General features: G+C 28.7%; 12 protein-coding genes and 1 pseudogene. 2 read left to right on the forward strand and 11 right to left on the reverse strand.

What is annotated here, in order from left to right; translation table 11 throughout:
* Positions 1-11: 11 nt before the first annotated feature.
* Positions 12-668, forward strand: a complete 657-nt coding sequence (gene bamD / locus CAMP5082_RS00215; protein ID WP_337205562.1) for an outer membrane protein assembly factor BamD — start codon at positions 12-14, stop codon at positions 666-668.
* The gene (lon, locus tag CAMP5082_RS00220; protein WP_337205563.1) at positions 668-3,046 is read left to right on the forward strand and encodes an endopeptidase La; all 2,379 of its coding nucleotides are present in this window, start codon (positions 668-670) and stop codon (positions 3,044-3,046) included. Before bamD ends, lon begins: the two co-directional genes overlap by 1 nt.
* Before the next feature lie 15 nt (positions 3,047-3,061).
* On the opposite strand, the pseudogene CAMP5082_RS08435 reads toward lon, so the two are convergent.
* The 11 genes and pseudogenes from CAMP5082_RS08435 to CAMP5082_RS00275 all read right to left on the reverse strand — a co-directional run.
* A pseudogene (locus CAMP5082_RS08435) lies at positions 3,062-3,763 on the reverse strand (methyl-accepting chemotaxis protein); the annotation flags it as partial.
* Positions 3,764-4,445: 682 nt separating this feature from the next.
* Positions 4,446-4,937, reverse strand: a complete 492-nt coding sequence (locus tag CAMP5082_RS00230) for a PAS domain-containing protein (protein WP_337205564.1) — start codon at positions 4,935-4,937, stop codon at positions 4,446-4,448.
* 80 nt (positions 4,938-5,017) lie between these two features.
* Entirely contained in the window at positions 5,018-5,509 is a 492-nt protein-coding gene (locus CAMP5082_RS00235) for a PAS domain-containing protein (RefSeq protein ID WP_337205565.1), read from the reverse strand.
* Positions 5,510-5,555: 46 nt separating this feature from the next.
* Positions 5,556-6,767: a threonine ammonia-lyase gene (gene ilvA / locus CAMP5082_RS00240; RefSeq protein ID WP_337205566.1), complete on the reverse strand. Its 1,212-nt coding sequence runs from the start codon at positions 6,765-6,767 to the stop codon at positions 5,556-5,558.
* A 4-nt stretch (positions 6,768-6,771) separates the two neighbouring features.
* Positions 6,772-7,131, reverse strand: coding sequence for a CoA-binding protein (locus tag CAMP5082_RS00245; protein WP_337205649.1), 360 nt, complete (start codon positions 7,129-7,131; stop codon positions 6,772-6,774).
* 68 nt (positions 7,132-7,199) lie between these two features.
* Positions 7,200-8,372 carry an MFS transporter gene (locus CAMP5082_RS00250; protein ID WP_337205567.1) on the reverse strand — a complete coding sequence of 391 codons (1,173 nt, stop codon included), beginning with the start codon at positions 8,370-8,372 and terminating at the stop codon, positions 7,200-7,202.
* An 11-nt stretch (positions 8,373-8,383) separates the two neighbouring features.
* Positions 8,384-8,806: a MarR family winged helix-turn-helix transcriptional regulator gene (locus tag CAMP5082_RS00255; RefSeq protein ID WP_337205650.1), complete on the reverse strand. Its 423-nt coding sequence runs from the start codon at positions 8,804-8,806 to the stop codon at positions 8,384-8,386.
* 54 nt (positions 8,807-8,860) lie between these two features.
* Positions 8,861-9,901, reverse strand: a complete 1,041-nt coding sequence (trmA, locus tag CAMP5082_RS00260) for a tRNA (uridine(54)-C5)-methyltransferase TrmA (protein ID WP_263678715.1) — start codon at positions 9,899-9,901, stop codon at positions 8,861-8,863.
* Entirely contained in the window at positions 9,902-11,614 is a 1,713-nt protein-coding gene (locus CAMP5082_RS00265) for a Na+/H+ antiporter NhaC family protein (protein ID WP_263663159.1), read from the reverse strand. It lies immediately after the preceding gene.
* A gap of 16 nt (positions 11,615-11,630) precedes the next feature.
* Positions 11,631-12,377, reverse strand: a complete 747-nt coding sequence (locus tag CAMP5082_RS00270) for an SDR family NAD(P)-dependent oxidoreductase (protein ID WP_337205568.1) — start codon at positions 12,375-12,377, stop codon at positions 11,631-11,633.
* Entirely contained in the window at positions 12,374-13,621 is a 1,248-nt protein-coding gene (locus CAMP5082_RS00275; protein ID WP_337205569.1) for an ankyrin repeat domain-containing protein, read from the reverse strand. The genes CAMP5082_RS00270 and CAMP5082_RS00275 overlap by 4 nt, the downstream gene beginning before the upstream one ends.
* Between the last annotated feature and the right edge of the window lie 21 nt (positions 13,622-13,642).

Genomic DNA, 13,642 nt, shown 5'->3' on the forward strand with positions numbered 1-13,642 from the left:
AAGGTAGCATCATGAAAAAACTTTTTATTTTTTCGCTTATTATTGCAGGTTTATTTTTAGGTGCATGCAGCTCAAAAAAAGCCGAAGATTTGTATAATCTAAGTTCGATGGAATGGTATCAACAAATTATAAAAGATTTACAAGAAAAAAATCTTGAAGCAGCTGATAAACATTATACTTCAATGGCAGCTGAACATATAGCTGATCCATTATTAGAACAGACTTTGCTTATATTGGCTCAAACTCACATTAGTGAAGAAGAGTATGAAATGGCAAATTTTTATCTTGATGAATATTTAAATAAATTTGGTGATTCACAAAATGTAGCTTATATAAGATATTTAAAAATCAAAGCCAAATTTGACTCTTTTGCTGTTCCAAATCGCAATCAAGCACTAATGTTAAAAACAATAGAAGAAATCAAAGAATACAATCAAAGCTATCCTAATGTGCAATATAATGATTTAATTGACACCATGCTTACTAAATTTAATCTTGCGGTTTTTTATCTTGATACCAGCATAGCAGAGTTATATCATAAAAAAAATAGAGAGCAAAGCTATGAGATTTATAAGCAAAAAATAGAAAATTCCGATTTTAATAAAATCGATATGATTAAACCAGAACTTCCATGGTATAGAAAAATATTTGAAGAAGGTATAATGTAATGAAATTAGAAAACACTCAAAACTATCCAACAAAACTTCCTGTTCTTGTGGAAGATGAGCTTTTTTTATACCCTTTTATGATAACACCAATTTTTTTAAATGATATGCAAAATATCAAAGCCTTAGATACTGCTTTACAAAATGAAAGCATGATTTTTGTAGCACCATCTAAGATTGAAGGTGGACGTGGTTTTGATGAAATTTATGATTGTGGGGTAATAGGGACTATAATGAGAAAGGTCCCGTTGCCTGATGGTAGAATTAAAATTTTATTTCAAGGCTATGCTAAAGCTAAGATTCTTGAGAAGATCTCAGATGACCCCTTGCTTGCTCTAGTTGACTTAATCCACCAAGAACCATTATGCAATACAAAAAAAGAAGCTATTATTGAAGTAGTAAGAGAAAAAGCCAAAGCTTTATCTACTGTGAGCCACTATTTTCCGCCTGATCTTTTAAGAACCATAGAAGAAGATGTTGAACCTAGTAGAATTTGCGATTTGATACTAAATTCTATCAAAATCAAAAAACAACAAGCATATGAGTTTTTCATCGAAACAAATTTGGAAACAAAGCTTTTAAATTTAATTGATTATTTAGCTAAAGAAATTGAAGCAAATAAAATTCAAAAAGAAATCAAAAACAAAGTTCATTCTAAAATAGATAAAGTCAATAAAGAATATTTCCTAAAAGAACAGCTCAAGCAAATTCAAAGAGAGCTTGGAAGTGACATACAAAAAGAAAGTGAAGTAGAAGAATATAATAAAAAATTAGAAAAGAAAAAAGCTTTTATGTATGAAGAAGCTTATAAAGAAATCAAAAAACAAATTCAAAAATACGAAAGAATTCATCAAGATAACTCAGAAGCCTCTATGGTGCAAACTTACATAGAAACGGTTTTAGACATACCTTTTGAACACTCTTCAAAGAAAAAGCTTAATCTAAAAGATGTGTCTTTACAGCTTAATAGCGATCATTATGCATTAGAAAAACCAAAAGAACGTATTGAAGAATATTTTGCAGTTAAAGAACTTTTAGAAAAACGTAAAATTAAAGATAGAGATGGTGCTAAAGTTATCTTGTGTTTAGTTGGACCTCCAGGTGTTGGTAAGACTTCTTTAGCAAATTCAGTTGCAAAAGCACTAAAAAGGGAATTAGTACGCATAGCTTTAGGCGGTTTAGAAGATGTAAATGAATTAAGAGGGCATAGAAGAACCTATATAGGAGCTATGCCAGGACGCATTATACAAGGACTTATAGAAGCTAAACAAAGTAATCCTGTAATAGTGCTTGATGAGATTGATAAACTAAGTCGCAATCATAGAGGAGATCCAAGTGCAGTTTTACTTGAAATCTTAGATCCTGAACAAAATACTAAATTTAGAGATTATTACCTAAATTTCAACATTGATTTAAGTAAAATTATTTTCATAGCTACTGCAAATGATGTAAGTTTAATCCCACCTGCTTTAAAAGATAGAATGGAATTTATAGAGCTTAGCTCTTACACTCCTCAAGAAAAATTCCAAATAGCTAAAAACTATCTCATACCTGATGAAATAAAAAAACATGGACTAAAAGAAAAAGAAATTAGTTTTGATGATGAAGCTATAGAATTAATAGTCAGTGAATATACCAGAGAATCAGGTGTAAGAAATTTAAGAAGAAAGATTGCTGAAGTTTGTAGAAAATGTGTTAAAAAACTTCTTTTGGAAGAAAATATTAAAAACATTCATATTAATACTAAAAATTTAAAAGATTTTTTAAACAAAAAAGTCTTTGAAATAGAAAAACATGAAAAAGAAAATAAAATCGGTCAAGTAAATGGACTTGCATGGACTGCAGTGGGTGGAGATGTTTTAAAAATAGAAGCTATTAAAATCAAAGGCAAAGGCGAGTTAACTCTTACAGGAAGTTTGGGTGATGTGATGAAAGAATCAGCAAAAATTGCTCAAAGTCTTATAAAAAATTTAATTGATGAAGAACAAATCAAAACACCAAAAAATCTTTTTTATAAAAAAGACGAAAGCATTTACAATCAATACAATCTTCATATTCATGTTCCAGATGGTGCAACACCAAAAGATGGGCCAAGTGCAGGTATAACAATCACTACAGCTATTGCCTCTATTTTTAGTGACAAAAAAATAAGATCTGATGTTGCAATGACAGGAGAGATTGACTTAATGGGTAATGTTTTACCAATAGGTGGTTTAAAAGAAAAATTAATTGCTGCTTATAAAGCTGATATTAAAACGGCTATTATTCCACATAAAAACTACGAAAGAGATTTAAAAGATATCCCAGAGGAAGTAATAAAAAACATGAAGATAATTGGGGTAAAAACTTTAAATGAAGTATTAAAAATAGCTCTTGTGTAAAAAACTAGAAGCTTATTAAGCTTCTAGTTTGTCCATAATTAATTTACTATCTTTTTCTAACTCTCTTATATCACTAATAATTGAATCATAATCTTCTTTTGAAATATTTTCTTTTTTAGCTATTTCTATAGCTTTATTTGCAGAGTGTTGTATTTTTTCGCTCTTAGAATCCATTTCATTTTGAGAGATTAAAGGACAGAAAATACTTTTTGCATCTTCATCTTTACATAGACTAGAGATTGGATCAAGATTTTGTAGATTTTGCTGAGAACCATTAAGAGTTAGATAAACATCTGATTTATATAAAATATGATCTATTTTCATAGCCGATAAAGTCAAATCAGAAGCAAAATTAACAAATTCTTTTCCTAAATGAGAGCTTTTATCCTCTAATTCTCTAAATGCTTCGCTAAAATCAGCGATTTTACTATTAGAAGAATTTGCAATATCAAATACCTTTTCACTACTTTCTTGTATTGAGCCAATTTCTTGATTCATTACTTGAATTGCCAAGGTAATCTCGCCAGTTGCTTTTTGTGTTTTTTCAGCAAGTTGTCTTACTTCATCTGCAACCACAGCAAAACCCCTTCCATGTTCACCCGCACGAGCAGCCTCAATAGCCGCATTTAGCGCAAGAAGATTAGTTTGATCTGCTATATCTCTAATAACTTCTACAATTGCATTAATACTCTGAGCATTAGATGCAAAAGTATCAACAGCTTTTTTACTCTCATCGGCCACTTGCATCATAGAAGAAATCGAATCTTGCAAATTGCCCACTTCTAAACCATTCTTTTGAGCAGTATCTGATATTATTTTAATATCACCAAAAACTTCCCTCATCAACTTAATAATACCATTTAAAGCAGAAGATAAGTCGTTTAAATTTTTATTTTGACTATTTAAACTCAAATCCATCAATTCTCTTGATAAAGCATTTTTAAAAACAGATTTTCCTGTTTTTTCTATATCATCTAAAGCTTTATTGATAAAGTTAATATTATGAACAAAAATTCCTTTTAAACCCTCAGGAATAGCTCTTCTAAAATACTCACCCTTTTGAGAACAAGCAATAGAAGTATTAATTTCTCTCAAATAAGCTTCTAAACCATCTATAGTATTATTAAGATTATCTGCAATTTCTTTAAGTTTTTTATTGCTACATTTAATGTATACAATTCTTGAATCAAAATTACCATTTTTTAATTCTCTGCTAAGATCTAAGATTTTATCACTAAATTGATCTTCTTTTTTTAACACAACAAAAGCAAAAGCAAATAACAAAAGCAAAGCTAAAGAAAATCCAAAAGAAATAAAATCCATAAAATATATAGAATTTGCACAAGATAAAATACCCAGACCAATACCAATTAATACAATATTTTTCATCAACATCCTTTTATTTTTGAATTTGCATTATTAATTCATTGTAGCCCATCCCATAAGATTTTACTACAGCATTTAGTTCTTCAAGTCCTGCTTTTATACCGCCTTCCTTTTCTTTTCTTATAAGAACTTTATAAATTTCTTCTATTGTTTTAACAGCCTCTGCTTTAGGTTTTCTTCTTACTGAATAATAATTTAAAATATTTTCATTAGAATCACAAGAAGCAGTTACATTTGCAAAAACCCAATAATAATCATTAAATTTTGTTTTATTTTTTACAAAAGCAAAAACTTCTCTTTTTATTTGAATATTATCCCATAAATATTTAAAGACAGTTCTTGGCATATCAGGATGACGCATAATACTATGAGGTTTATATAAAATTTCTTCAATTTTATAATCAGAGTATTTTAAAAAATCCTCATTGGCATAAATAATTTCACCTTTTAAATTAGTTTTTGATGTTATTAAAACATCTGAAGTTAGAACTTTTTCCAAAGACATAGATAATTTCCTTAAATTTAAATTAATCAGACTTATTATACCTTTTTTTTAAAAAATATTTTTTAAATATTTTTATAAAATTATTTTTGAAGCTCTAAAATTAGCTGATTATAACTCATACCATAAGAATTAACTATCTTCATAAGTTCATTCACTCCAGCTTTTATACCTCCAGTTTTTTCAGCTTCTATTAAAACCTTATAAACTTTCTCTATAACCGGTATGGCCTCTCTTTTAGGTTTTCTTCTTACCGAATAATAATTTATAATATTTCCTTGATTATCAAATGAAGCTGTAACATTAGTAAAAACCCAATAATAATCATTTTGTTTGGTTCTATTTTTTACAAAGGCAAAAATTTCTTTTCCATCTTGTATATAATCCCACAAACATTTAAAAACCGTTTTTGGCATATCAGGATGACGCACAATATTGTGTGGTTTATACAAAATTTCATTCATTTTATAACCAGCGTATTTTAAAAAATCATCATTAGCATAAATGATATCTCCTTTTAAATCTGTTTTAGAAGTTATTAGCGTATCTGGTTCTAAAATTTTCTCTTGTGACATTTTTACTCTTTTTTGGTTTTATTTAAAAAATATTATATTTAATATATCATAAAATTTCATTAAAATTAAAACCTTTATCATAAAGTATCTTTCTAACTAATTCTTGATGCTCTTTTCCTTTAGTTTCTAAGGTAATTGAAATCATTGCATCACCATATTCAAGCTTGGTTGAAAATCTATCATAGTCAATTTTAACTATATTAGCCTGAGCTTCCTTAATTGCATCACTTAAAGCACTTAAAGCCCCTGGTTTATCAACTAAAGTAACATTAATAAGCATTTTTCTAAAAGCTTTAAATAAGCCTTTTTCTATAATAATATTTAACATTTGTACATCAATATTTCCACCACTTAAAACCACACCGATTTTCTTATGATTTTTTAAATCTATTTTTTTATGCAAAAGTGCAGCTACTGCTGATGCTCCTGCTCCTTCAACTGTTATTTTGTGTTTTTCAAGTAAATACAATACCGCATTAGCTATTTCTTCATCATCAACTTGAATAAAATCATCAACACATTCAAGAATAATATCAAAATTAATTTTATTCACATCACGCACTGCTATACCATCAGCTATAGTTCTAACAGCTTTTGAATTAATCATTTTTTTACTTTTAAAACTCTCATACATCGCAGGAGCTCCCTTAGCACTCACTCCGATAACTTTTATAGCAGGATTAATTTGCTTAGCAGCACTTGCTACACCACTAATCAAACCTCCCCCACCAACTGGAGCCAAAATCATATCTAAATCACTTATTTCATCAAGCATTTCAAGCATTAAAGTACCCTGCCCTGCTATAATACTTTCATTCTCAAAAGGATGAATAAAATTTAAATGATGCTCTCTAGCATAATTTAGTGCATAAGCATAAGCCTCATCAAAATTATCTCCTTTTAAAATCACTTTTGCACCTAAATTTTTAGTCGCACTTACTTTTAATAAAGGCGTAGCTTCAGGCATAACAATCACAGCTTCTATGCCAAATTTTTTAGCACTAATTGCTACTCCTTGTGCATGATTTCCTGCACTTGCAGCTATTACACCTGCTTGCTTTTGTTCTTTAGTTAAATTAGCTATTGTATTATAAGCTCCTCTGATTTTATAAGCACCTGTTTTTTGCAAATTTTCACATTTTAAAAAAACATCAGTTTCTAAAAACTCACTCAAAAAAGAAGAGTGCACAAAAGGGGTTTTTAATACAAAATCTGCGATTTTTTGTTTTGCTTGATAAATTTTATTTAATTCAACCATGATATTATCCTTTTTGTAGTTCTATTTTAATACAACGATCTTGAACGCAATTTATACCATATTTTTTGCATTTTTGTATTATTTCTTCATTGATAATGCCAAGTTGCATCCAAAAATTTTTAATCTTTTTACTCAAAAGATCCTCAAAAATTTCATTTGCAAAACTTGCTTTTCTAAACATTACAACCGTATCAACTTCAAAAGGGATTTCTTTTAAGTTTCTATAAACTCTTTCATTTAAAATAAAATCTTCTTTAGGGTAGATGGGATAAATTTTATAACCTAAATCTTGTAAATATTTGCTTACAAAATGAGAAGGTTTATCTTGATTAGGGCTAAGTCCTATAATGGCTATATTTTTCATAGTACTTAGTATTTTATAACTATCACACAATGCTTTTTCCTTTTTAAAGCATTGTATCTAAAATCAAATTAATAAGAAGCTTTTTTTATAATCAACAAACAATACAAAATCAAAGCCATTACAACTAATAAAGCACAAAAAGCATAAACATTAGCAAAACCTATACTTGGCTCTATAATGCCTAGCAAATAAGGACTTACTCCTATACCAAAATCTAAGGCTATAAAAAATGTAGAATTAGCCAAGCCCATTTTTTCTTTAGGTGCAAGTTTTATAGCTAAAGCTTGAGCGCTTGAAGTAGCATTAGCATAACCTAACGCACAAAAAACTCCAGCTAAAATAATCATATAAAAATTTAATGCAAAAGCAAGTAAAAGCAAACATACTATAAAACTCAAAAAAGAAAAAATCATCACAATATTAGCACCATATTTATCAAACACTTTACCAGCAAGTGGTCTAAAAATCATAGAAAATCCAGCATATATCACAAAAAACATAGATCCAGCAAAAGCTAAATTTAAACTTTGGGTATAAGCACTCATATAAGCTATAATAGCGCCAAAAGGGCATGCAAGCAAAAAGGTTACCAAGGCTAAATTTAAAACTGATTTTTCAAAATAATTATAAATACTAAATTTTCTTTTTATATGATGATATTTTTTAAATCTTCTTACTTTTAAAAAAATAGACAAAACCAATGCAAAGACAATACTCAAACAAGCTATTAAAAAACTAAGCCAAAATTGATTGATAGAGTCAAGTTTTATAGCCAAAAAAGGCCCTAAGGCTGAAGTTAAAACAACGCTTGTAGCATAATATCCTATACCAACTCCTCTTTTATTGCTAGGTATTATCCTAGCAATAGCTGCCCCACAAGCACAAGAACAAATTCCATAACAAACCCCTGCTAAAAAGCGTATCAAAATCAAAAAATATACATTATAAAATTTCAAATATAGCAAATTAATAAAAAGATAAAACAAAAGCGAAAACACTATAACCTTTTTTATATTAACATCATCAATTATAGAACCAAAATAAAGTCTAGATAGCAAAGCGCCTATAACAAAAGCTCCCATAATAAGACCTGCTGTGCTAGTTTGAAGGTTTAAAACACCTAAAACATAATCTGTACTAGAAATAGTACTCATATAAAAAACAAGACAAATAGCAAAATTTATCCCAAAAATACAGAAAAAATTTATATTAAATAAATTATATTTTTTACTTAATCCCATGAAAAAACCTTTTAAATTTTCTCATTGATATAATCAAGTAATTTTAAAAGTCTTTCTTGATCTTTTACATCTAAGATATCTAAAATATTTCTTTCATATTTTCTTATATAAGCATTTGCATCTAAAAAAATTTCCTTACCTTTAGTGCTTAAAGTAATGATTTTTTCTCTTTTATCATCTGCTTTTAAAAACTCTATATATTCAAGTTTTGCTAATTTAGAAACAACTCTAGAAAGTATAGCTTTATCCATCTGATAAAACTCACATATTGGAGCTAAAGTGCTACAACCATGCTGATTTAAATATACAAAAACCCTCCAATCACTTGATTTTAGTCCAAAGGGTTTTAAAATTTCATTGACTTTATAGAGTATTTTTCTATTTGTATAAGTAATTTTTTGAAATAAAATAAGAAATCCTTTATAAAAATTAATTGATTAAATCAACTATTTTTATAATAACAAAGCTTGTATAAATTCTAACTTATACTAAGCTTTTATTTTTAAATGCACCCCACATTCAAGATGAGGAGTATTAGCAAATTGATCAAAAAAGGCTAAATTTAAAATTTCATGACTTTGACACAAGATTTCAAGATTTTCTTTTAAAGTGATAGGATTACACGAAATATAAATGATATTTTCATAATTTTTAATAAGTTCAATCACGCTTAGATCAAGCCCTGCTCTTGGAGGATCAACCAAGACATGAGATATTTTAAAGCTATCTAAATCTATGTTTTTTAAACGGTTAAATTCTCTTTCTTTTTTCAAAGCTTGACTCAACTCTTCACTAGAAAGTCTTGTAAAAGTTATATTTTCAATAGAATTTAAAACACAATTTTTTAAAGCAAATTCGATATTTTTTTTAGAAATTTCAGTTGCCAAAACTTTGTTAAAATTTCTTGCTAAAGCTATGGTAAAATTTCCATAACCACAATAAAGCTCTAATAAATCTTGTTTAAAATCACTTCCAATGCAAGATACAACCCATTCAATCATCTTTTCATTGATAAAAGTATTAGGCTGGATAAAACAATCATTATTAAACTCATATAAAAATTCATTTGTATTGATTTTTAAAGCTTGTCTTAAATTTTCTCCATTAAATACAAGTTTTTTACCCCTGCTTCTTGCTATGAGTTTGAGATTTAATTTTTCTGCTAATTCTTGTAAATCTTGTACAATTAACTCTATATTTTTATGAAAAAGCAAAGTAATACTTAAATCTAATTTTGTAGCTAAAAACTCTACTCCAAAAAGCTTATGTTTTAAATTTTCATTTAGATTATTTAATAAAATAGGCATACAGTCTTGAATTTTTTCATCTGCTATATCAAATTTTTCAATAGGATTTTTTTTCTTATTTTCAAACATTGCATAAGAAATTTCCCCATTTTCATGATGATATATAGAAAATTCTGCCCTAGTTCTATAAGCTTTTAAAGGTGATTTAAAGCACTGAATTTCTTTATCATATAAAGAAGAAAACAATGCTTTATTTAAAGCAATTTTTTCTTCAAAATGCATCTATGCATCTACCTTTTTGCCAACTACAAAAAGTAAAGCTATCATAGCTAAGATTCCAAAAACAAGCCCTAGCCATACATTAAGTCCTAGTGCTACTGGTAAATAACCACAAAGTATACTAATAGCACAAACACTCAAAGCATAAGGCATTTGCGTGCTAACATGAGCTAAAAGATCACACTTACTTCCCATAGATGAAAGTATAGTTGTATCAGAAATTGGCGAGCAATGATCTCCAAAAATAGCTCCTGTTAAAACCCCTGAAATATTAATAATCATATATTGGTGCAACTCTGCTCCGCTTAATTCATTATGAACACCAACAGCCATAGCTAAAGGAATAGCTAAAGGCATTAAAATACCCATAGTTCCATAACTAGTTCCTGTTGAAAAAGAAATAATAGAAGCAAAAATAAAAATTGCCGTAGGAAGCAAGTAAATAGGCGTTTTATCTGAAAATAAATCAATTAAATATTTAGAAGTTCCTAAATCCTTAATCACAGAAGCTAATGACCATGCGCAAAGTAAAATAATCACAGTCATAATCATAGTTCTCCAACCATGAGTCCAAACCGCAATAGCTTCTTTTAAAGTAAATATTTTTCTATACATTCCCAAAATAATAGCTACTATGGTAGCTAAAAGTGCTGCTTGAAATAATACAACCGAAGCATCAGCTGCGCCAAAAGTTTCTCTAAAAGCAAATAAACTAAGCGGTGCTGCATCAATTTGTGCTTTAATACTCGCATCATCTAGAGCATTATAACCACTAAAATAAAAACCTATAAATGAAAATACAATCAAAACAGCTAAAGGTATAATAGCATTAGAAGCTTGTAATTTCACATGCTCTTTTGGCTCTAAAACCTTATCTTCTATATTATCAATTTGCTCATGACCATGAGAAAATTTACCCGCTCTAGCTCTAAGCTCAGCTTTTAGCATAGGCCCAAATTCCCTACCTGTATAAATAGTTAAAACAACAAAAATCAACATAAAAAGATTATAAAATCTATAAGGTAAGGTTTGTACAAAGATCTCAAAAGCATTGATTTCTTCTTTTACTATACCTAAATGCGCAAAAGTTGCATTATCGATTAAATCATATCCGCTACGAATTAAAGAAATTTCAAGTCCTATCCAAGTAGAAATGATAGCAAGACCGGTAATTGGTGCTGCAGTTGCATCCATAATAAAAGCAAGTTTTTCACGGCTTACTCTAAATTTATCTGTTACCGGACGCATGATAGGACCTACGATTAATGAATTAGCATAATCATCAAAGAAAATAAAAATCCCCATACACCAAGTAGCAAATTGTGAGCTTTTTGCCTGTTTAGCTTTAGTAGAAAGCCAAACAGCTACAGCCTTAGTACCACCTGTTTTGGTAATAAGAGCTACAACCCCACCTATGGTTAAAACTTGTAATAAAATTCCTGCATTACCAGGACTCGCCATGGCATTTACCACTTTAGAAATAAAGCCTGTAAAAGAAGCAATAATAGCATGATAAATGCTATTTTCAATAAGTCCTAGCATAAAAGTACCACTTAATGCACCAATAAACAACGAAAGCACTACATCTTTAGTGATAAAAGCTAAAATAATAGCTATCACCGGTGGTAAAAGCGTCCAAACTCCAAAAAGTTCTGCATTTGCTTGTGCATCAGCAAATAACAATAAAGGAGCTAATAATAAATAAAAAATTTTCATATTTTTCCTTAAGTTTTTATATTTTCTCGCTAAAAGTTCCTGCCCATGTTTGAGTCACAGGCATAAGTTCAATTTCATTAATATTAATATGCTCAGGCAAGCTAATAATAAAAGTAATAATTTTTGCTACATCTTCAGCTTTAATATATTTAGTATTTTCATAAACCTCATCAGCTTTTTTAATATCACCTTTAAATCTCACTTCACTAAATTCAGTTTTACAAAGCCCCGGAGCTATATTTGTTACCTTTATATTGCTTCCGCGCAAATCTGTTCTTAAAGCTTTAGAAAATTGCGCCACAAAAGCCTTAGTTCCACAATAAACATTACCTCCATAATAAGGTACATTTGCCGCAATTGAACCAAGATTAATCACATGAGCATTTTTTGCCTTTCTAAGCAAAGGTAAAGTAGCTCTTGCTATATATAAAAAGCCTTTGATATTAATGTCTACCATGGCTTCAATATCTTCAATATCCAAAGAATCAAACTCATTTAAACCCAAAGCAAGACCTGCGTTATTAACAAGTAAAGAAATATTTTGTAAATCTTGAGGTAAATTTTCAATTGCTGTAAAAACCGCTTGTTTATCCCTAACATCAAGCACGATAGGATAAATTTTATCCCCATAAAGCTCTTGTAGTTTTTCTAATCTTTCTTTACGTCTTGCTATGGCTATAACCTTATAATCAAGCTCTATCAAAGCTTTTAAACTTTCTAATCCAAAACCTGAACTTACCCCTGTTATCAAAGCAATCTTCATGGTTGTGCCTCTTCATATAACATCAAATTTTCATTTTCTTTTAAACCAAGTTTTTTTAGAAATTTAATATTTTCTTCTTTTTTTGCAATGATGGCAAAATCAAGAGCATTAAATCCTAAATCATCTATTTCTTTATAATTAGCTTTATAATCTATAAGTAACTTAAGCATTTTTACATCAGCATAATTTGCCCCATGCATAAAGATATTTTTAGAAGTATGCTCAAGCGCACATAAGGTGATAAAATATGGCGTATTGCTTCCCATACTGGCAATAGAAAGTTTTTCATTATCATTAATGTATTTTTGATTTACATTTGCATCATTTTCAAGCAAAAGCTTGGCAACTTTATAGTTGTTATATTCAACAGCATAAAACAAAGGTGTTTTTCCAAAAGAATTTTTATAATCAACCACCGCTTCATTTTCAAGCAAAAGCTTAACATTTTCTGCATTATCTAGTGCAAAAAATAAAGCAGATTCATAACCTTCATTTATTTTTACACCTAATTTAATAAATTCTCTTATAATCTCACTTTCTCTATTATTTAACAAGGCTGATTTAAAACCATTGTTTAATTCTAAATTACTAATTTTTTTAGTATAAATATACTCTTTAATCTGCTCTAAAGAGTTATTTTTATTAGCTACAAATTTTTCAAAATCTGAAATATCTTTAAAAATTTTAGTCTCGCCAACCGCCCAGTTTAAAAATTCATTCAAAGCATTACTAGCAAAATAAATTGCACTTGCTTTATCTAAATTAAATTCCTTTTGAAAATATCTTGTTAAAGGATTAATCGCATTATTATATTCTTTCCAAAATTCCTTGAAAAGTTTAAAATTTCCAATGCTTTGATAAGCCCAAAATCTAAAATACGCTTTTAATTTTGCAAATTTTTCTTCAAGTATTATAGGATCTTGTAAAGTCTTTTGATAGTCTTGTGGATCAAGTGCAATTTCTAATAATTTAAAATCAAATTTTCTCAAATCGCTAAAATATTCTCCACCCATGCAAGCACTATTACTTCCTCTGATTTCATTAGCAAGCTCATATAATCTTTTTGTGATTTGATGGTTTTTTAAAGAAAAAGCACACTTTAAATCCACTTGAGCAAAATCTTGTGTATTTTTTGGCTCAAATTCTTTAAAAAAATTAGTCTTATTTTCCTTAACATACTCACAACTATAATCCAAAGCTAAAGCATTTAAACTTATAATCAAACTAAATAATAAAATCTTCAAATATTTTCCTTGAATATAAAT

This window comes from Campylobacter sp. LMG 17559, assembly GCF_024723605.1.
GTDB lineage: Bacteria > Campylobacterota > Campylobacteria > Campylobacterales > Campylobacteraceae > Campylobacter_D.

Bases quoted from the DNA above. Each gene is read 5' to 3' on its own strand.
- bamD (WP_337205562.1), top strand. From the start codon at position 12: ATGAAAAAACTTTTTATTTTTTCGCTTATTATTGCAGGTTTATTTTTA.
- lon (WP_337205563.1), top strand. From the start codon at position 668: ATGAAATTAGAAAACACTCAAAACTATCCAACAAAACTTCCTGTTCTT.
- CAMP5082_RS00230 (WP_337205564.1), bottom strand. From the start codon at position 4,937: ATGTCTTTGGAAAAAGTTCTAACTTCAGATGTTTTAATAACATCAAAA.
- CAMP5082_RS00235 (WP_337205565.1), bottom strand. From the start codon at position 5,509: ATGTCACAAGAGAAAATTTTAGAACCAGATACGCTAATAACTTCTAAA.
- ilvA (WP_337205566.1), bottom strand. From the start codon at position 6,767: ATGGTTGAATTAAATAAAATTTATCAAGCAAAACAAAAAATCGCAGAT.
- CAMP5082_RS00245 (WP_337205649.1), bottom strand. From the start codon at position 7,131: ATGAAAAATATAGCCATTATAGGACTTAGCCCTAATCAAGATAAACCT.
- CAMP5082_RS00250 (WP_337205567.1), bottom strand. From the start codon at position 8,372: ATGGGATTAAGTAAAAAATATAATTTATTTAATATAAATTTTTTCTGT.
- trmA (WP_263678715.1), bottom strand. From the start codon at position 9,901: ATGCATTTTGAAGAAAAAATTGCTTTAAATAAAGCATTGTTTTCTTCT.
- CAMP5082_RS00265 (WP_263663159.1), bottom strand. From the start codon at position 11,614: ATGAAAATTTTTTATTTATTATTAGCTCCTTTATTGTTATTTGCTGAT.
- CAMP5082_RS00270 (WP_337205568.1), bottom strand. From the start codon at position 12,377: ATGAAGATTGCTTTGATAACAGGGGTAAGTTCAGGTTTTGGATTAGAA.